A 19,888-nucleotide genomic window follows, 5' to 3' on the forward strand; every position below is an offset into this window, starting at 1 on the left:
TTCGCTTTGCCCACTCTACGAGACTGCCATGCCCGCTAGCGGGAGTGAATCAAATCACATCCGCCAGGGAATGGCCATGCAGCTCGATGTTGAGCCCCTGCATGCCCATGTCGCTGATCTCACCGCCCATCGCCTTCAGGCTCTCCTCGCGGATCAGCGACATCAGCCCGCGCCGCAAGGCCAAAAACTCCGACGACATCATCATCGACTGCTGCCGCGGCCGCTCCAGGGGAATCGGGATCTCGGCCTTGATCGAGCCAGGACGTGCGGTCATGCAGTAGACGCGGTCGGAGAGGAAGATCGCCTCGTCGATGTCGTGGGTCACGAACAGCACCGAAATCTTCAGCCGCTGCCACATGTTGGTGAGGATCTGCTGCATGATGACGCGGGTCTGCGCGTCGAGGGCGCCGAAGGGCTCGTCCAGCAGCAGGACCTTCGGGCCCGTCGCGAGCGCGCGGACGATGCCGACGCGTTGCTTCATGCCGCCGGAGAGCTTTTCCGGATAGTGCTTCTCGAAGGCTTCGAGGCCCGCGAGCCCGAGCAGCGTGCGCGCGGCGCGTTCGCGCTGCGAGCGCGGCATGCCACGCATCTTCAGGCCGAACTCGACATTCTCCCGCACCGTCTTCCAGGGGAACAGCGAATATTGCTGGAACACCATGCCGCGCTCGGCGCTGGGGCCATTCACGCGCTCCCCATCGACCGTGACAATGCCCGTGGTCGGCTTGAGAAAGCCCGCGACCGCATTGAGCAGCGTCGACTTTCCGCAGCCGGAAGGGCCGACGATGGAGACGAACTCGCCCGGCTTGACGTGGATCTGCGTGTCCGTGACGGCCTGAACCGGCCCCTCGATGCTGTCATAGCTGAGGGAGAAGTTTCTGACCTCGATGTGGCCCTTCGGTTCGCTCGCCAGAATCTCGCTCATCTCGTCGACCTCCACGGCATCACCAGATGTCCTGCGGCCCTGATCAGCAGGCTCGATCCGAGGCCGAGCACGCCGATCGCGATCATGCCGAGCGCGATGTCGGCATACTGGACCAGCGAATAGGCTTCCCAGGTGAAATAGCCGATGCCGTACTGGCCCGAGATCATCTCGGCCGCGATCAGCGACACCCAGGCGACGCCCATGCCGATGGTGAGGCCGGTGAAGATGTGCGGCAGCGATGCCGGAAAATACACCTCGCGGAAGATCGAGCGCTCGCGCGCGCCGAGACATTGCGCGGCGCGCACCAGCACGGGATCGACCAGCGACATGCCGTGGAGCGTGTTGACCAGGATCGGGAAGAACGAGCCGAGGAAGGTGATGAAGACGATGCTCTGTTCGTTGGTCGGCCACAGCATGATTGCCATCGGCACCCAGGCGATCGCCGGGATCGGCCGTAGCACTTCGGCGACCGGGAAGATGATCTCATGCACCAGCTTGAAGCGGCCCATGATCAGGCCGAGCGGCACCCCGACGATCGCCGCCAGCGAGAAGCCGATGAAGATGCGGCGGCAGCTCAGCACGATGTGCATCAGGAATTTGGGATCGTGGATCGCCTTGGTGAAGCTCGCATAGACCGCCAGCGGCGAGGGCACATTGGTGAAGCGCACGAAGAATACGACGCGGTAGGTCGTGAGCAGATGCCACACCAGCAGGAAGGCGAGCAGTGAGATGATGCCGATCGCGGTCGCGCGCAGTCGTCCCTGGTTCAGCCGGTACCAGCGCAACGCGAGCGTGCCGAAAGAGGGCGGCGGCGCGGGCGGTGCGGGAGCCGCCTCCACGGTTGCGGCTGGCATGCTGTCGTCGCGCTGTCTGAGGATCGCGGGGCTGCTCACGTCTTCCCTCCGCTGACGGCCGTCTTCACCGCGTCGTCGAAGCCGAGCACCTTACCGCTGATCTTGGCGGCGTAGGCCTCCGCGTCCTTCTTGAGCAGGAACGGCGCGACGTCGCCATTGCCGACCGCGAAGAAGGCCTGGTCGGCGAACAACTTGATGCCGCGCGTGGTGTCGAAAACGTAGGCGACGTTGATCTTCTTGCCCTTGGCCTTGAAGTCGGCATAGGCGCCGAGCGTGCAAGCAGCGGACGAGAACGGCAGGATGCCGGCGTCGTCGACCCAGACCTCGCCGGCCTTGCGCGGATCGGTGATCGGCTTCCTGCAGAACGCGTCTTCGCCGGTGATTTCGTAGTTCTTGGTGCTTCCAAGCTGTGCGTCATAGTCGAGCTTCATCTCAGCATACGCCTTGCGGATATAGCTGTCGTCGACCCACTTCTTCGGATCGAACTCCTTCATGCGGCCGAGATTCTGCAGCACCTTGACGTCGGTCGCGGCCGCATCGATCAGCGCCGGCTTGACCGTCGGGTCTGTGGTCATGTTGCCGCTGGGACCCAAGAAGATGTAGACGACTTCCTTGTTGATGCCGGTCCATTCCTGGATCTTCTCGGCGGCGAGCTTGGGATCGTCACGCAGCCACTGGTTGGCGGCGATCAGCGCCTTGAGGTAGGCGACGACGACCTCCGGATATTTCTCGGCGAAATCGGTGCGGACGACGATGCCGTGGAAGGTCGGCAGATTCGTCTCGACGCCGTCAAAGATCTTTCGCGCGAAGCCGCGGAAGGGGAGCAACTCGGCGAAGGGGACGAAGTCGGCATGCGCGTCGATCTTCTTCTCCTGGAGGTTGGTCGAGCCGACCTCCGGGCTCTGGCTGACGAGCTGGAAGAAATCGGCCGCATAGCCGCGGTCCTGCATCGCCTTCAGCACCATGCCGTGCGCGGCGGAGCCGAAGGGTACGCTGACGAGCTTGCCCTTGAGATCGGCGAGATCGTAATAGGGCGAGTCCTTGTGGACGACGATGCCGTTGCCGGAGCCGGAAAGGCTGTAGGCGGCGATGCCGATCAACCGGCTCTTGCTCTCGGGATTGCTGTCGAAGGTGAAGCCGTTCACGATCAGCGGATAGTCGCCCATCATGCCGATCTGCAGCTTGTTCGCCATCATCGCGTTGGTGACGGGCGGACCGGACGTGAAATTCTGCCACTCCAGCTCGAACTTGATGTTGGCGTATTTGCCCTCCTTGGGCAGGTATTTTTCGAGGAGATGGAGCTGGCGGATGACGACGCCCGCGGTCACCGTGTTGGTCGTGGTGTCCTGCGTTCCGATGCCGAGGGTAACGGTTTCCGCCGAAGCCGGCTGCGCGAGGAGCAGCGCCAGCGACGTCACCGACATCGCGATCGAGAGCGTGGGAAGATGGCGGACCATTTTCATCCTCATTCGGTTGGATGTGCTGTGGTTGCCATGATTGGGGGAGGGCACCGACAGGGCAAATCCGGAATGATGACCGCAGTCGATTAGTTGCCGGGAAAAGCTGATTGCATACTCCTTGGGCAGCCCTGCACTATAAAGCCGCTTGCCTGTGCACCGGCTCTAGTCGCCGCTCTGGCCGCGCATCTCTTCCAGAATGTCGGTCCGGCACACCACGATCTGCGAGCGCTTGGTCACCACGATTCCCTTCTCCTGCATGCGCTTCAGGCTGATCGTGACCCATTGCCGGGTCGCGCCGACCATGTGAGCGATGTCAGCGTGGGTGAAGGCAGCCGCAATCACGCGCCCGTCGGCGTCCTCGACGCCGTAGAGCTCGACGAGATGCAGCAACAGATGCGCGAGGCGCTGCGTGATCGAGCGCGTTCCCAGCATCTGGGCCAGCGCAGAATAGCATTTGCCCTTGAAGGTCAGGCCCTCGATGAGGCCGATCGCGAGGTTCGGGATCTCTGCGGCAAGCGACCGCAGTTCCTTTCCGGGCAGGTGCACCACGCTGCAATTGCTGGATGCGACGCCGGACCATTGATGCACGGTGCCTTCGAACACTTCGGGCCCGCCGACGAAATTGCCGACATGCCAATAGGCGAGCGTGATCTCGCGCCCGAGTGGCGAGGTGTAGAACACGCGGATACGACCGCTCTCGATCAGCCAGATGCCGTCATGCTTGCCACCCTGGCTGAACAGCGTCTGGCCGCGGTTGAGCACTTTTCGCCGGCCCTGCTTCAGCACCAGCTCGCGCTCGCGCTGGGTGAGCTTGTCCATCAGTGGCGGCGGCCCGCCGATCCATTGCTGGTTCTCGGTCAGCAGCAGCGAGGAGCTGCCCGCAGGCCGGACTGCCGGGGGGACAGTCCCGCGAACCGCATTCGCCGCCTGCAACATCGTCTTCCTCCGGAACGTTGAAATCGTTCTAAAGAGGAGCAATGTCCGTGCCAGATGGGGACTGGAACGAAGTCTCGCCATCCACCTCGATGTCATCGCCCGCGAAGGCGGGCGATCCAGTATTCCAGAGGCGTCAATGGGTTACGGACAGGCCGCGGCGTACTGGATTCCCCGCCTTCGCGGGGAATGACAGCGGAGCGGGGGGGGGACGCTCGGCGCCTATCGCCCCGCCAGGCTCAGCAAATACGGCTTCGGATAAATGCCGCGATTGTGCCCATCCGAGAACGAGATGTTCACCCCATAACCGAGGTCGCCGATCTCGGTGATGGCGATGCCCGGAAACGCTTCCGGGAAGCGGTCGTCGAAGCGGGCGCGAGTGCAGTGGGCGCATTTGCAGGAGAGACGGAGTGTCTCCGCCGGGACGCTGAGTGCGCCGCCTTCGGTGGTGCGGACGAGGAGCGTCGCGAGATCGGCGCTTGTTTCGTAGTCGGCCACGGTCGGTGCCACCAGGGTCATGGTCATGATGAACGTCCTGCTAGTCTCTACGTCGGCGCCGGCACGCGCGAATAGCAACTAATTGCCAGTATCGGCGTGGTCGCGCGTTCTTGCTGCCTCGCCTTCAATCACCGCCCGCGAAATGTGAAACTAATCGACCGGGAATTTCACTTCCGAATTGCCGGACTCCCGTCTCTCCGAAACCTTGTGCGTCATCGAGGGCTAAGGAGAGACCATGAGCGCATTTCAGAAGGAAACGGTTTTGTCGGTCAGGCACTGGACCGACTCCCTGTTCAGCTTCACCGCGACACGTGATCCCGGCTTCCGCTTCCAGAACGGTCAGTTCGCGATGATCGGCCTGGAGGTCAACGGCAAGCCGTTGATGCGGGCCTACAGCATGGCCAGCGCCAATCACGAGGAGGCGCTCGAATTCTTCTCGATCAAGGTACAGGACGGCCCGCTGACATCGCGCCTGCAGAAGATCAGGGAAGGCGACATCATCCTGGTCGGCCGCAAGGCGACCGGCACGTTGATCACCGGCAATCTCATTCCCGGCAAGCGCCTGCTGCTGCTCTCGACCGGCACGGGCCTCGCGCCGTTCGCAAGCCTGATCAAAGACCCCGACGTCTACGAGAATTACGAGACCATCGTGCTTGCCCATGGCTGTCGCCAGGTCTCCGAACTTGCCTATGGCGAGCACGTCGTCGACGGCCTGCGCAATCACGAATTTTTCGGATCTCTGATCCGCGACAAGCTCGTCTACTACCCGACCGTCACCCGCGAGCCGTTTAGGAATCGCGGCCGCATCACCGATCTGATCGCCTCCAACCAGCTGTTCGACGACATCGCCCAATCCGGTCTCGATATCGCAACCGATCGCATCATGCTGTGCGGCAGTCCGGCGATGCTCGAGGAACTCCCCGCGATGTTTTCCGCGCGCGGTTTTGTCGAGGGCAACCACAGCCAGCCCGGCCATTTCGTGATCGAGAAGGCCTTCGTCGAGCGCTGAGGCGCAAATCGGCTCCCGGCGACAACTAATTGCTATCGCCGGGACGTCCCCTGAACAAATCTGATGCAAAGGCGCCGGACACGCGGCGAACCAGGAGCAAGCGATGGCACTAGATCAGATCGTCGACGGACTTTCGGAGGTTTCCTGCGATGTGCTCGTGATCGGCGGCGGCACGGCCGGCCCGATGGCAGCGCTGAAGGCGAAGCTGAAGAATCCGAAGGCCAATGTCGTTCTGCTCGAGAAGGCCAACGTCAAGCGCTCCGGCGCGATCTCGATGGGGATGGACGGGCTGAACAACGCCGTCATCCCCGGCTATGCAACGCCGGAGCAGTACACCAAGGAAATCACCATCGCCAATGACGGCATCGTCGATCAGAAGGCGGTCTATAAATACGCGCAGAACTGCTACAAAATCATCGAGGAGCTCGACAGCTTCGGCATTCGCTTCCTGAAGAACGAGAACGGCGACTACGCCGTCAAGAAGGTCCACCACATCGGCACCTACGTTCTGCCGATGCCGAACGGCGAGACCGTGAAGAAGGCACTCTACCGCCAGCTCCGCCGTGCCCGCATCCTCATCTCCAACCGCTACATGGCGACGCGGCTGCTGAAGTCCGGAGACGGCCGTATTGCCGGTGCGATCTCCGTCAACACCCGTACCGCCGAGATCCTGGTGATCAAGGCCAAGGCCGTGATCCTCTGCATGGGCGCCGCCGGCCGGCTCGGCCTGCCGACCTCCGGCTACATGTTCGGCACGTACGAGAATGCCGCCAATTCCGGCGACGGCTATGCGATGGCCTATCACGCCGGCGCCGCGCTCGCGAACCTCGAATGCTACCAGATCAATCCGCTGATCAAGGATTATAACGGCCCGGCCTGCGCCTACGTGGCCGGTCCATTCGGTGCCTTCACGGCCAACAACGAAGGCTCCCGTTTCATCGAATGCGACTATTGGTCCGGCCAGATGATGCTGGAGTTCTATAACGAGTTGTTGTCAGGCAAGGGCCCGGTGTTCCTCCAGCTCAAGCATCTCCATCCCGACACCATCTCGGAGATCGAGTCCACGTTGCACAAGGTGGAGCGGCCGACGCGCGGGCTGTTCCAGCAAGGACGTGGCGTCGATTACCGCAACGACTCGATCGAGATGCACATCTCGGAGATCGGTTTCTGCTCCGGTCACAGCGCCTCGGGCGTGTTCGTCGACGACAACGCCCGCACCACCGTGCCAGGTCTCTATGCCGCCGGAGACATGGCAAGCGTGCCGCACAATTACATGCTCGGCGCATTCACCAACGGTTCGGTCGCCGGTATCGACGCGATGGAGTTCGCCGACAATCACGACTTTGCCGAGTTCGATGCGGCCGATGTCGCGAAGGAGCGTGACCGCGTGCTGGCGCCGACCAGGCGCGAGGACGGCATTCCGCCGAACCAGGTCGAGTACAAGACGCGCCGGCTGGTGAATGACTATCTTCAACCGCCGAAGGTTACGCGTAAATACGAGCTCGGCATGCGCCGTCTCGCCGAGACGCGCCAGGACATGCAGGAGCATATGATCGCGCGCAATGCGCATGAGCTGCTCCGCGCGCTGGAAGTGCAGTCGATCATGGACTGCGCCGACATGGCCGTGCACGCCTCGCTCTACCGCGAGGAAAGCCGCTGGGGCCTTTACCACTGGCGCACGGACTTCCCCGAGAAGGACAACGAGAACTGGTTCTGCCACACGCTGCTGAGCAAGCAGAACGGCAAGATGACCAGCGAGAAGCGCGCGGTCGAGCCCTATGTCGTTCCGATCGCGGACGACGAGAAGGATCTCTACGACAAGCAGCGCATCCGCGCCACCGCCTGATCCACCGCACCTAGCAACAGGAGACATCAAATGCCTCTCGCGTCCTATCAGACATCGGTCCCGGTGGTCGTCGACGACGCCAAATGCATTGCCGACAAGGGCTGCACCGTCTGCGTCGACGTCTGCCCGCTCGATGTGCTGCGCATCAGCGACATGACCGGCAAGGCCTACATGGCCTATGACGAATGCTGGTACTGCATGCCCTGCGAGGCCGATTGCCCGACCGGCGCCGTCACCGTCAACATTCCCTATCTCTTGAGGTGAGCATGTCGAGCCCGTTCGAATCCTACGACGATCTCGAAGACGCCGACGAGCGGCTTCAGGCCGCCGATCCCGCCGAGCGCCGCGTCGCCATCATCGCGCTCGGTCATTCCGGCGACCCCGCCGCGGTCGGTCATCTCGCCGGTATCGTGACCGATCCCGACGCCGGCGTCCGTCAGCAGGTCGCGATGGCGCTCGGCGAATTCGACGGGCCGGAGGCCGCAAGCGCGCTGGTGAAGCTGCTGGTCGACCCGGAACGGATCGTTGCAGCGGCTGCGGCCGACAGCATGGCCGAGTTCAAGGATCCTGCCTGTGCAGATGTCATCCTGCCATTGGTCAAGCATGCCCATGCCTTCGTCCGCATGGGCGCGCTGCGCGCGCTGAAGGAGTTGCGGCGCAAGGATACGCTCAAGCCCGCGCTGGAAGCGCTGCAGGATTCCGATGCCGCCGTGCGCGTGCAGGCGATCGGCGTGATCGGCTTTCTGAAACTGGAGGAATCCATTCCCGCGCTGACCGCGCTGATCAACGATCCCGATGCGCATGTCCGCCGTGCCGCTGTGAGCGCGCTGGCCTTTTCGCAGATGAAGCCCGCGGCCGAAACGATCACGCGAGCCTTGAAGGACGCCGATTGGATGGTCCGCGAGATGGCGGCGGAAACGCTCGGTCTCAACGTCAACGGTTCGATCGCCGCCGACCAGCTCGTCGGCGCTCTCGCCGATGAGTTCTGGCAGGTGCGGCTGAAGGCGATCCGCAGCCTCGGCAAGATGAAGATCGAGCGCGCGGTGCGGCCGATCGGCAATTGCATCAACCACGACCAGGCGAATTTGCGCAAAGAGGCGGCCGCCGCGCTCGGCGAGATCGCCCATCCCGATGGTGAGGCGTTCCTGGCCGTCATCGCCGACGATGCCGATCCGGATGTCCGCAAGAATGCGCGCTGGGCGCTGCAGCAGATCGCGGCGCGTAAAGCGCGAGCGGGGGCATAAAGCCGCGGGCGGGGGCATAGCGGCGGCGCGGCCTGCCGCTCTGGACTTCCCCCGCCAGACGTTTATTGGTCTTCGCCAATGGGATCGGCCGCTCGCGAAAGTGGCCGATTCTGAGAAACAGCGAGGACGCCGGCCATGACGAGTTTGACGGTTAAGGACCTTCTTCCCGAGGATGGAACGAAGGGAACGTTGGTCGGTCGCGTCTGGCTGCCGCAGGCGAGCGGCCCGGCCGTGGTTGCCGTGCGCGCCGACGGTGTCTTCGACGTCACCGCGAAATTCGCGACGGTCAGCGCCCTCTGCGAAGAGGACAATCCGGCCAAGGCCCTTGCCGCGACCAAGGGCGAGCGCATCGGCGATCTCGAAGCCATCGTCGCCAACACGGCACCCGATGGGCGCGACCCGAAAAAGCCCTGGCTGCTCGCGCCGGTCGATCTCCAGACCTTGAAGGCTGCCGGCGTCACCTTCGCCATCTCGATGCTGGAACGCGTGATCGAGGAGCGAGCCAAGGGCAATCCGGCCTCGGCCGAAGCGATCCGGAAAGAAGTGACGCGGTTGATCGGCGACGATCTGTCAAAACTCAAGCCCGGCTCGGACCAGGCGATGCATCTGAAGCAGGTGCTGATCGACCAGAACGCCTGGAGCCAATATCTCGAAGTCGGCATTGGCCCCGATGCCGAAGTCTTCACCAAGGCGCCGACCCTGTCCTCGGTCGGGACCGGAATGGATGCCGGACTGCATCCGAAGTCGACCTGGAACAATCCGGAGCCGGAGCTCGTGCTGTTCGTCTCCAGCAGCGGCAAGATCGTCGGCGGTGCGCTCGGCAACGACGTGAATCTGCGCGACTTCGAGGGTCGCTCGGCGCTGCTGCTGTCGAAGGCCAAGGACAACAACGCCTCATGCTCGATCGGACCGCTGCTGCGCCTGTTTGACGAAACCTTCACGCTCGACGATGCGCGCAAGCTCGATATCAGCCTGAACGTGACGGGCGCGGATGGTTTCGTGCTCGACGGCCATTCCTCGATCAGCATGATCAGCCGCGATCCGACCGACCTCGTCGCGCAGACCATCGGCAAGGTGCATCAATATCCTGATGGCTTCGTTCTGTTCCTCGGCACGATGTTCGCGCCGGTCAAGGATCGCGAGGCGCCGGGGCAGGGCTTCACCCACAAGCGCGACGACATCGTCACGATTTCAGCGCCTCAACTCGGCAAGCTCGTCAACCGTATGCGCACCAGCGACGAGTGCGAGCCCTGGACGTTCGGCATCGGCGCGCTGATGAAGAACCTGGCGCAGCGCAAGCTGATCTAGTTTCTTCGCCGCTCCCAGCGCTCAGTTCTTCCGTCATGGCCGGGCTTGCCCCGGCCATCAACGTCTTGCTCCGGTACGAGGAATGTGGATGCCCGGGCCTTCGCCGCGCCGAAGCGGCTTCGGCCGCGCAGGCGGGACAAGCCCGGGCACGACGAAAACACGCGATCGCAAATCGCCTTCATCTCCGCGTTGCATCAGTGGAACAAGGTCGTGTTTGGCGCATCATCTGCGCGGCCGTCGGCATCCCCGCGTCATTCGTCCAAATAGTCAAATAATATGACTATACGAGCGCAGACTTCCGTGAAATAGTCCCTCCCGCCGCCTCAAAGGCCGGCCTGAGGGTGTCATGTTACCAAATGGCGCCCCGGACAACATTTTGGGAGACACGCCTGATGACCTTCAAAGCCCTTTTTGCGGCCAGCGCCACGGCCGCGTTGTTGCTCGCGCTGCCGGCCAATGCGGCCGAGCTCACCGTCGGCTTCTCGCAGATCGGATCGGAATCCGGCTGGCGCGCGGCCGAGACGTCGGTCTCCAAGCAGGAGGCCAGCAAGCGCAAGGTCAATCTCAAGATCGCCGATGCGCAGCAGAAGCAGGAGAACCAGATCAAGGCGATCCGCTCCTTCATCGCGCAGAACGTCGACGCGATCTTCCTCGCACCCGTGGTGTCGACCGGCTGGGATTCGGTGCTGAAGGAAGCCAAGGAAGCCAAGATCCCGGTCGTGCTGCTCGACCGCGACATCGATCCGTCCGGCAAGGACCTCTATCTCACCGCCGTCACCTCGGACAGCGTGCATGAAGGCGCGGTCGCTGGCGAATGGCTGGCCAAGACCGTCGGCGACAAGGCCTGCAATGTCGTCGAACTGCAGGGTACGGTCGGCGCAAGCGTCGCTGCCAATCGCAAGAAGGGTTTTGACACCGCCATCGCCAAGCACGCCAATTTGAAGGTGGTGCGGAGCCAGACCGGCGACTTCACCCGCGCCAAGGGCAAGGAAGTGATGGAAAGCTTCATCAAGGCCGAAGGCGGCGGCAAGAACATCTGCGCGGTCTATGCGCATAATGACGACATGATGGTCGGCGCCATCCAGGCGATGAAGGAGGCGGGCCTCAAGCCGGGCAAGGACATCCTGACCGTCTCGATCGACGCAGTTCCCGACATCTTCAAGGCGATGGTGGCCGGCGAGGCCAATGCCACGGTCGAACTGACGCCGAATATGGCGGGGCCGGCCTTCGATGCCGTCGCGGCGTTCAAGGAGAAGGGCACCGTGCCGCCGAAGTGGATCCAGACCGAATCCCGGCTTCTCACCGCCGCCGACGATCCGCAGAAGGAATACGACAGCAAGAAGGGCCTCGGTTACTGAGGCGGGCGTCTCGCCGGGCCGCTCCGTGCGGTCCGGCACCCCCTTCGCATCCGCCGCACGAACGAATAGGCTGGGTGTCCGCAGCATAAGCGGGCGCCGGTGGGAGTGACGTCGTTATGGAGAATAGCCTTGATCCGGCTCCTTCCCTGTTGGAGGTGCGCGGGATCAGCAAGAGCTTCGGTGCGGTGCGCGCGTTGCAGGAGGTCGGCTTCACGCTTCGCGCCGGCGAGATCCATGCGCTGCTCGGCGAGAACGGCGCCGGCAAATCCACGCTGATCAAGGTCGTCACCGGCGTGTTCCCGCGCGATGCCGGTGTTGTCCGTCTGGGCGGCGAAGAGGTTGCGCCGCGCTCGGCCAAGGCCGCGGTGCAAGCCGGCATTGCCACCGTCTACCAGGAGGTCAACCTGCTGCCGAACCTGTCGGTGGCGCAAAATCTGTTTCTCGACCGCCAACCGATGCGCTTCGGCATCGTGCGCGAGGGCGAAATGCGCCGCCGCGCCAAAGCGCTGCTCACGGAGTTCGGCCTCGATATCGATGTCGCAGCGCCACTCGGCAATTATTCGGTGGCCATACAGCACGTCACCGCGATCGCGCGTGCCGTCGATCTCTCCGCCCGCGTGCTGATCCTGGACGAGCCGACCGCGAGTCTCGACCGTCATGAGGTCGAGATCCTGTTCGGCATCATGCGCCAGTTGGCCAAGCGCGGCATTGGCATCGTCTTCGTCAGCCATTTCCTCGATCAGGTCTACGAGATCTCCGATCGCATCACCGTCTTGCGCAACGGCCGCCTGGTCGGCGAGCGCGAGACCGCTTCGCTGTCACGGCTCGAACTGATCCGGATGATGCTCGGCCGCGAGCTGGCCGAGACCACCAGCGCGCGGGCGGCGGCGAGCGAACAGAATGCGCGCGAGGTGTGTGCGAGCTTCGAGAATTACGGCAAGGCCGGCTATGTCGCCCCGTTCAATCTCGAGCTACGCCATGGCGAGGTCGTTGGTCTCGCCGGCCTCCTCGGCTCGGGCCGCACCGAGACGGCGCGGCTGGTGTTCGGCGCCGAGCGCGCCGATGGCGGGCGGGCGAGGGTGGAGGGTGCGCCCGTGCGGCTGCAATCGCCGCGCGATGGCGTGCGCCACGGCTTCGGCTATTGCCCGGAGGAGCGCAAGACCGACGGCATCGTCGCCGAACTCACCGTGCGCGAGAACATCGTGCTGGCGCTTCAGGCCAAGCGTGGGCTGCATCGGCCGCTGTCGCGCCGTGAACAGGACGAGCTCGCGCGCCGTTACGTCAAGATGCTCGACATCCGCCCGCCCGATGCCGAACGGCCGGTCGGCCTGCTTTCCGGCGGCAATCAGCAGAAGGTTCTGCTGGCGCGCTGGCTTGCGACATCGCCGCGGCTGCTCGTGCTGGATGAACCCACGCGCGGTATCGATGTCGGCGCGCATGCCGAGATCATTCGCCTGATCCGCGAGCTCTGTGACGACGGGCTGGCGCTGCTCGTGATCTCCTCGGAGCTCGACGAGATCGTGACCTATTCCGACCGCGTGGTCGTGCTGCGCGATCGTGCCCATGTCGAGGAGCTCTCGGGCGAGGCCATCGACGTCAGCAACATTCTCGCGGCCATCGCCGCCGATGGCGCAGCGATGCAAGAGGCCCGGGCATGACAGCGTTGTTGCCGCGCCGCGGCCTTGCCCAGATCCTCGCGCTGATCGTCATCCTCGCGGTCGACCGCGTGGTGTCGCCGCAATTCTTCGATCTGCGTCTCCAGGACGGCCGACTGTTCGGCAGCCTGATCGACGTGCTCAACCGCGGTACGCCGGTGGCGCTGCTCTCGCTCGGCATGGTGCTGGTGATCGCGACGCGCGGCATCGATCTCTCCGTCGGCGCTGTGATGGCGATCTGCGGCGCCATCGCCGCGAGCCTCGCCGACAGCCACGGCCTGCCGGTGGTGCTGGCGGCCGCGCTCGGCGCGGGGCTCGTCTGCGGGTTGTGGAATGGCTTCCTCGTCGCCGTGCTTGGCATGCAGCCGATCGTGGCGACGCTGATCCTGATGGTCGCCGGTCGCGGCATCGCCCAGCTCATTACCGAAGGTCGTATCGTGACCTTCACCTCGCCGGATCTGGTCTGGCTCGGCAACGGCGCCATTCTCGGCGTGCCGGTGCCGATCGCGATTGCGCTCGGCATGCTGATCCTGACCGGCGCGGTGGTGCGCGGCTCGGCACTCGGGCTCCTGATCGAGGCGACCGGTGGCAATGCGCGGGCGAGCGAACTTGCCGGCGTCGGCACGCGCGCGATGATTCTGGCGGTCTATGTCTGGTGCGGCGTCTGCGCCGCGCTCGCCGGTGTGATCGCTGCGGCCGACATCATGGGCGCGGATGCCAACAATGCCGGCCTGTGGCTCGAGCTCGACGCCATCCTTGCGGTGGTGATCGGCGGCACCTCGCTGTTCGGCGGCCGCTTCAGCCTTGTCCTGGCGGTGCTCGGTGCGCTGATCATCCAGACCATGAACACCGGCATTTTGCTGTCAGGCTATCCGCCGGAGTTCAACCTGCTGGTCAAGGCCGTGGTGGTGCTCGCGGTGCTGTTGCTGCAATCGCCAAAACTGTCAGGCTTTGCCGGCATCATGGCGCGGCTGCGGAGGACGAAACCATGAAAGGCCTGCCGCCCGTCCTGATCACGGCCATCGTCCTCGTCGCAGGCTTCGCCCTCTGCGCGCTGCAGTTTCCCAACATCGCCTCGACCCGCGTGGTCGGCAATCTCCTCACCGACAACGCCTTCCTCGGTATCGTCGCCACCGGCATGACCTTCGTCATCATCTCCGGCGGCATCGATCTCTCCGTCGGCTCGGTGATCGGCTTTACCACCGTGTTCGTGGCGCTCGCGATCGAGCGCTGGGGCGTGCCTCCGCTGGTCGCTTTCGTCGCCATCCTCGCACTCTCGGCCGCCTTTGGCGCTGCTATGGGCGCGATCATCCACGTCTTCGACCTGCCGCCCTTCATCGTGACGCTCGCCGGGATGTTCCTGGCGCGCGGAGCCAGCTTCCTGCTCTCGACGGAATCGGTGCCGATCACCGCGCCGGTCTATTCGACCGTCTCGGACTTCGCGTTGCGCATGCCCGGGGGCGGGCGATTGACCGCGATCGCGATCATCATGCTCGTGATCGTGATCGGCGGTGCCTTGCTGCTGCACCTCACCCGGTTCGGTGCCAACGTTTATGCGCTCGGCGGCAGCCGGGCCACGGCGAGCCTGATGGGCGTCGCGGTCGGCAAGATGACAGTGAAGATCTACATGCTGTCGAGCCTGCTTGCGGGCATCGCCGGCATCGTGTTCTCCTTCTACACCAGCGCCGGCTATTCTCTCTCTGCCGTCGGCGTCGAACTCGATAGCATCGCGGCCGTGGTCATCGGTGGCACGCTGCTCACGGGCGGGCAGGGCTCGGTGATCGGTACCTTCCTCGGCGTGCTGATTCAGGGCATGATCCAGACCTACATCAATTTCGACGGGACGCTGTCGAGCTGGTGGACCAAGATCGCGACCGGCGTCTTGCTGTTTGCCTTCATCGCCCTGCAGCAGGGGCTGGTCGCGCTGGCGCGACGGCCGGTGGCGAAACGCGCGGGAGCCGACTCATGACCTCGCGCATCGTCGTCATCCCGACACGGCGGGCCCATTCCAACCACGCGGAGGTCGCCCGCTCAATCGGCGTCGACATCATCGCTAGCCGCTATGCCGAAGGGGCGCGGCTTCCGGGTGACGCCGAGCTGATCGCGATGTTCGGCGTGTCGCGGCCGGTGCTGCGCGAGAGCGTGAAGACGCTGGTCGCCAAGGGGCTTTTGACCACCAAGGCGCGGGTCGGCACCGTCGTGCGCGAGCGCACCGCCTGGAACATGTTCGACGCCGACGTGCTGGCCTGGCATCTCGACGCCGGCATCGACAAGCGTTTTCTCAACGACCTCGCCGAGATCCGCCTCGCGGTCGAGCCGCGGGCCGCGGCGCTGGCGGCGGCGCAGCGGTCCGAGGAGGATATCGCGGAGCTTCGCCGCAGCATGGAGCGGATGCGGCTGGAGGCTTCCGATTCCGTCGGCTTTGCCGATGCCGATCTCGCACTGCACGTTGCGGTGGCGCGGGCATCGGGTAATCTGTTCATGCGCTCGATCGGGCATGTGATCGAGGCCGCCCTGCGCGCCTCGTTCCTGCTCAGTGCCCCGGTCGAGCCGGAGGACCGCGATACCGTGCTGCTCTGGCACCAGAAAATCGTCGACGCGATCACGTCCGGCGATGCCGGGGCGGCGTCGGAGGCGATGGTCTACGTCATTCACAACGGCATGCGCCGCCATGAGGGCACCGAGATCGAGACGGCCCCCGCCGAGCAGCTGCCGTCTGCGGAAAGTGGAGAATAAGCGTGACTGAACTTCGCATCGCCATCGTCGGCTTCGGCAAGATTGCGCGCGACCAGCATGTCGGCGCGATTGCCGCAGTGCCAGGCGCGATGCTCGCTGCAATCGCGAGCCGCAACGCATCGCTGCCGAGCGTACCGCATTTCGCGACCGTCGAGGAGTTGTTGGAGAAGGGACCGCAGATCGACGCGGTGTCGCTCTGCACGCCGCCGCAGGTGCGTCGCGCCCAGGCTGCCGCGGCGCTCGCCGCGGGCAAGCATGTCATGCTGGAGAAGCCGCCCGGCATCGGCGTTGCCGAGCTCGGTCCGTTGATCGCGATGGCGGTGGAGGCAGACCGGACCCTGTTTGCAACCTGGCATTCGCGCCATGCACCTGCGGTCGAGCCGGCCCGCGAATGGCTGGCTGCGCAGCGGATCAGATCGGTGCATATCAATTGGAAGGAAGACGTCCGCGTCTGGCATCCCGGCCAAGCCTGGATCTGGGAACCGGGCGGGCTCGGCGTGTTCGATCCCGGCATCAACGCGTTGTCGATCCTGACCCGCATCCTGCCGAAGCCGGTGTTTGTCACCGCGGCTGAACTCGCTTTTCCCGCCAATTGCCAGTCGCCGATTGCCGCCAATTTGACGTTGACCGATATCGACGGCCTGCCGATCACAGCTGAATTTGACTTCCGCCAGACCGGGCCGCAGAGCTGGGATATCCTGGTCGAAACCGACGAAGGCCGGATGACCTTGTCCCGCGGCGGCAGGGTCATGGCGGTCGACGGCAAGGTTGTCGCCGACGCACCTGATGAGGAATATCGCGAACTGTATCGGCGCTTCGTCAAGCTCGCCGCGACCGGCGCGAGCGACGTCGACCTGGCGCCGCTTCGTCTCGTTGCCGACGCTTTCCTGCTCGGCAGGCGCAACATCGTCGAACCGTTTGTGGACTAGACATGGCTGGCTCAAGAACAACAAAAGACGCTTTTGGAACGCTGCCTGATGGACGCAAGGTCGAGCGCATCGTGCTGCGCGGGGAGGGCGGGTTCGAGGCTCGCATCATCACCCATGGCGCGGTGATCCAGGCGCTGATCGCGCCGGACGCGAAGGGCGGTTGCGACGACGTCGTGCTCGGCCATGATGCCTTTGACGGCTATCTCGCCGAACGGAAGTTTTTTGGCGCGACCGTCGGCCGCTATGCCAACCGTATCGCCAACGGGCAGTTCTCGCTCGATGGCGAGACCTTCCGGCTGCCAATCAACAACGGCCCGAATGCGCTGCATGGCGGCCTCGATGGCTTCGACCGCAAGCTCTGGGACATTGCCGAGCTCGACGATGGCGCCAGCCCCGCAGTCACGCTGACCTACACCAGCCCGCATGGCGAGGAGAATTATCCCGGCAAGCTCGATGTACGCCTGACCTATCGCGTCACCGGCCCGACCGAGCTGTCGCTGACGATGGAGGCACGGACCGACCGCCCGACCATCGTCAATTTGACCAACCACAGCTTCTTCAATCTGGAAGGCGCGACCTCGGGCAAGTCCATCCTCGATCACAGGCTGACGGTTGAGGCCGAGCATTTCCTGGCGATCGACCCCACTGCGATTCCGCTGCCGGAGCCGCCGCGCGCAGTGGCGGGCACGCCATTCGATTTTCGTGAGGCCCACGCGGTCGGCGCGCGCATCCGCGAGAACGATCAGCAATTGCGCAACGGCAAGGGCTACGACCACACCTACTGCCTCGCGCGCGACGGCAAGCTTGCGCTCGCGGCCCGGCTGGAGGCGCCACAGTCGGGGCGGATCATGGAACTGCTGACCGATCAGCCCGGCTTGCAGGTCTATTCCGGCAACTATCTCGACGGCACGATCTCAGGCAAGGGCGGCAAGCTGATCCGGCAGTCGGATGCGTTGTGCCTGGAGCCCCACATGTGGCCCAATTCACCGAACCGGCCTGATTTTCCGAGCCCGCGCCTTGATCCCGGCGGCGTCTATCGGCATCACACCGTCTATCGCTTTGCCGTGAGGACGCCATGATGGAAGAGGTGCCGACCTCGGTTCTCTCCGCCGAACACTGTCACCTCGGTGAAGGTCCGACCTACGATGTCGCCACCGATACCGCGTGGTGGTTTGATATTCGCGAGGGACGCCTGTTCGAGGCGCATCTCGGCGGTGGCACAATCCGTGTCCATGCGCTTGGCCGGATGGCGAGCGCGCTTGGACGGATCGATGCCGAACGCCAGCTGGTCGTCGCGGAAGATGGTTGTTACGTCCGCACGCTCGCCGATGGCGCGATGACGCTGTTCTGCCCGCTCGAGGCGGATAATCCCGCGACGCGCTCCAACGATTGTCGCGTCCATCAATCCGGCACGTTCTGGATCGGCACCATGGGACGCAAGGCCGAGCGGGGGGCGGGCGCGATCTACGCATTGCACCGCGGTAAAATCTCGACGCTGTTTCCCGGCATCAGCATTCCCAACTCGATCTGCTTCTCGCCCGATGGCGCGACCGGCTATTTCACCGATACCGCGCGCGCCGTGCTCTATGCGGTGCCGCTCAATCCCGCCACCGGCCTGCCGCGCGGCGAGCCGGAGGTGCTGCTGCGCCACACCGGCATCGGCGGGCTCGACGGCTCCGTGTGCGATGCCGATGGGCAAATCTGGAACGCTTGCTGGGGCGCGGGCCGCGTCGATGTCTACTCGCCGCAAGGCGAGCACCTGCGCTCGTTGCGGGTGCCGGCCAGGCAGGCGAGCTGTCCCGCTTTCGTCGGCGCCGATCTGTCGCGCCTGCTCGTCACCTCGGCCTGGCAGGATATGGATGCGGAGGCGCGCGCCGCCGATCCACAGGCCGGTTGCACCTTTCTGCTACAAGCCTCCGCGCGCGGTCGCGCGGAGCCCGACGTCAAGCTCGCATAGGAGATCCCAAGCCGACCTTTACCTCTGTTCTCGACGACACTAAGAAGCAATCTGACACCCAAAGGGAGTGAAGCATGTTGAAATTGAAGACGACATTTCTCGCACTGGCGCTGGCCGGTGCTGCATCGATGGCCGCAGGCGTCACCGCCTCCGCCCAGGACAAGGCGACCGTGGGTATCGCGATGCCGACGAAATCCTCGGCGCGCTGGATCGACGACGGCAACAACATGGTCAAGGTGCTGAAGGAGCGCGGCTACAACACCGACCTGCAATATGCCGAGGACGACATCCCGAACCAGCTCTCGCAGGTCGAGAACATGGTGACCAAGGGCGCCAAGGCGCTGGTGATCGCCGCGATCGACGGCACCACGCTGTCCGACGTGCTCAAGCAGGCCAAGGCAAAGGGCATCACCGTGATCGCCTATGATCGCCTGATCCGCGGCACGCCGAATGTCGACTATTACGCGACCTTCGATAATTTCCAGGTCGGCGTGCTGCAAGCGGAATCGATCGAGAAGGGGCTTGGCCTCAAGGAAGGCAAGGGTCCGTTCAACATCGAGCTGTTCGGCGGCTCGCCCGACGACAACAACGCCTACTTCTTCTACAACGGCGCGATGAGCGTGCTGAAGCCCTATATCGACAGCGGCAAGCTCGTGGTCGCCTCCGGTCAGATGGGCATGGACAAGGTCGCGACCTTGCGCTGGGACGGCGCCACCGCCCAGGCCCGCATGGACAACCTGCTCAGTGCCTACTACGGCAACAAGAAGGTCAACGCGGTGCTGTCGCCCTATGACGGCCTCTCGATCGGCATCATCTCCTCGCTGAAGGGCGTGGGCTATGGCAGCGCCGATCAGCCGATGCCGATCATCTCGGGACAGGATGCCGAGGTGCCCTCGATCAAGGCCATGCTGCGCGGGGATCAGTACTCGACCATCTTCAAGGACACCCGCGATCTCGCCAAGGTGACCGCCGACATGGTCGACGCCGCGCTGGCCGGCAAGCAGGTGACGGTCAACGACACCAAGACCTATGAGAACGGCTCCAAAACCGTGCCGTCCTATCTGCTGAAGCCGGTCGTGGTGTATAAGGACAATTGGGAGAAGACCCTGGTTGACAGCGGCTACTACAAGAAGTCGCAGTTCCAGTAAGACTCTCGAGTTTCCCTCTCCCCGTTCGCGG

At 64.1% G+C, this 19,888-nt stretch carries 19 protein-coding genes; 14 read left to right on the forward strand and 5 right to left on the reverse strand.

All coding sequences use genetic code 11. From position 1 onward, the window contains the following. Nucleotides 1-49: 49 nt before the first annotated feature. From NLM31_RS16010 to NLM31_RS16030, 5 genes are all read right to left on the reverse strand, one after another. Entirely contained in the window at nt 50-922 is an 873-nt protein-coding gene (locus NLM31_RS16010) for an ABC transporter ATP-binding protein (RefSeq protein ID WP_254130277.1), read from the reverse strand. Then, nucleotides 919-1,776, reverse strand: coding sequence for an ABC transporter permease (locus NLM31_RS16015; RefSeq protein WP_254135346.1), 858 nt, complete (start codon nt 1,774-1,776; stop codon nt 919-921). Before NLM31_RS16015 ends, NLM31_RS16010 begins: the two co-directional genes overlap by 4 nt. A gap of 35 nt (nt 1,777-1,811) precedes the next feature. Then, nucleotides 1,812-3,233 (reverse strand): ABC transporter substrate-binding protein, encoded by a 1,422-nt coding sequence (locus tag NLM31_RS16020; protein ID WP_254192836.1) that lies wholly within the window; start codon nt 3,231-3,233, stop codon nt 1,812-1,814. A gap of 165 nt (nt 3,234-3,398) precedes the next feature. Beyond that, entirely contained in the window at nt 3,399-4,172 is a 774-nt protein-coding gene (locus tag NLM31_RS16025) for a Crp/Fnr family transcriptional regulator (protein WP_254192837.1), read from the reverse strand. A gap of 219 nt (nt 4,173-4,391) precedes the next feature. Further along, nucleotides 4,392-4,688, reverse strand: coding sequence for a DUF971 domain-containing protein (locus NLM31_RS16030; RefSeq protein ID WP_254196197.1), 297 nt, complete (start codon nt 4,686-4,688; stop codon nt 4,392-4,394). Nucleotides 4,689-4,902: 214 nt separating this feature from the next. On the opposite strand from NLM31_RS16030, the gene NLM31_RS16035 reads away from it, so the two are divergent. From NLM31_RS16035 to chvE, 14 genes are all read left to right on the forward strand, one after another. Then, complete coding sequence (locus NLM31_RS16035; RefSeq protein ID WP_254192838.1) at nt 4,903-5,676, forward strand: ferredoxin--NADP reductase; 774 nt, start codon at nt 4,903-4,905, stop codon at nt 5,674-5,676. 103 nt (nt 5,677-5,779) lie between these two features. After that, on the forward strand, nt 5,780-7,522 hold the full coding sequence (locus NLM31_RS16040) for a fumarate reductase/succinate dehydrogenase flavoprotein subunit (RefSeq protein WP_254192839.1): 1,743 nt from the start codon (nt 5,780-5,782) through the stop codon (nt 7,520-7,522). A gap of 30 nt (nt 7,523-7,552) precedes the next feature. Further along, entirely contained in the window at nt 7,553-7,786 is a 234-nt protein-coding gene (locus tag NLM31_RS16045; RefSeq protein WP_008141081.1) for a ferredoxin family protein, read from the forward strand. A 2-nt stretch (nt 7,787-7,788) separates the two neighbouring features. Beyond that, nucleotides 7,789-8,766 (forward strand): HEAT repeat domain-containing protein, encoded by a 978-nt coding sequence (locus NLM31_RS16050; protein ID WP_254192840.1) that lies wholly within the window; start codon nt 7,789-7,791, stop codon nt 8,764-8,766. 135 nt (nt 8,767-8,901) lie between these two features. After that, entirely contained in the window at nt 8,902-10,074 is a 1,173-nt protein-coding gene (locus tag NLM31_RS16055; protein WP_254192841.1) for a fumarylacetoacetate hydrolase family protein, read from the forward strand. A 392-nt stretch (nt 10,075-10,466) separates the two neighbouring features. Beyond that, a complete protein-coding gene (gene ytfQ / locus NLM31_RS16060; protein WP_254130285.1) occupies nt 10,467-11,432 on the forward strand; it encodes a galactofuranose ABC transporter, galactofuranose-binding protein YtfQ in 966 nt (321 codons plus the stop codon). Between the two features lie 116 nt (nt 11,433-11,548). Next, nucleotides 11,549-13,090, forward strand: coding sequence for a sugar ABC transporter ATP-binding protein (locus tag NLM31_RS16065; RefSeq protein WP_254192842.1), 1,542 nt, complete (start codon nt 11,549-11,551; stop codon nt 13,088-13,090). Next, complete coding sequence (locus tag NLM31_RS16070; RefSeq protein WP_254130287.1) at nt 13,087-14,079, forward strand: ABC transporter permease; 993 nt, start codon at nt 13,087-13,089, stop codon at nt 14,077-14,079. Before NLM31_RS16065 ends, NLM31_RS16070 begins: the two co-directional genes overlap by 4 nt. Next, on the forward strand, nt 14,076-15,056 hold the full coding sequence (gene yjfF / locus NLM31_RS16075) for a galactofuranose ABC transporter, permease protein YjfF (protein ID WP_254192843.1): 981 nt from the start codon (nt 14,076-14,078) through the stop codon (nt 15,054-15,056). Before NLM31_RS16070 ends, yjfF begins: the two co-directional genes overlap by 4 nt. Beyond that, entirely contained in the window at nt 15,053-15,823 is a 771-nt protein-coding gene (locus tag NLM31_RS16080; RefSeq protein ID WP_254192844.1) for a FadR/GntR family transcriptional regulator, read from the forward strand. The genes yjfF and NLM31_RS16080 overlap by 4 nt, the downstream gene beginning before the upstream one ends. Nucleotides 15,824-15,825: 2 nt before the next feature. Further along, nucleotides 15,826-16,752: a Gfo/Idh/MocA family oxidoreductase gene (locus NLM31_RS16085; protein ID WP_254192845.1), complete on the forward strand. Its 927-nt coding sequence runs from the start codon at nt 15,826-15,828 to the stop codon at nt 16,750-16,752. Between the two features lie 2 nt (nt 16,753-16,754). Continuing rightward, nucleotides 16,755-17,831: an aldose epimerase family protein gene (locus NLM31_RS16090; RefSeq protein ID WP_254192846.1), complete on the forward strand. Its 1,077-nt coding sequence runs from the start codon at nt 16,755-16,757 to the stop codon at nt 17,829-17,831. Beyond that, nucleotides 17,831-18,709: an SMP-30/gluconolactonase/LRE family protein gene (locus NLM31_RS16095; protein ID WP_254196198.1), complete on the forward strand. Its 879-nt coding sequence runs from the start codon at nt 17,831-17,833 to the stop codon at nt 18,707-18,709. The genes NLM31_RS16090 and NLM31_RS16095 overlap by 1 nt, the downstream gene beginning before the upstream one ends. 74 nt (nt 18,710-18,783) lie before the next feature. Further along, on the forward strand, nt 18,784-19,857 hold the full coding sequence (gene chvE, locus NLM31_RS16100) for a multiple monosaccharide ABC transporter substrate-binding protein (RefSeq protein WP_254130292.1): 1,074 nt from the start codon (nt 18,784-18,786) through the stop codon (nt 19,855-19,857). Nucleotides 19,858-19,888: the final 31 nt, after the last annotated feature.

This window comes from Bradyrhizobium sp. CCGUVB4N, from assembly GCF_024199945.1.
Classification (GTDB): Bacteria; Pseudomonadota; Alphaproteobacteria; order Rhizobiales; family Xanthobacteraceae; genus Bradyrhizobium.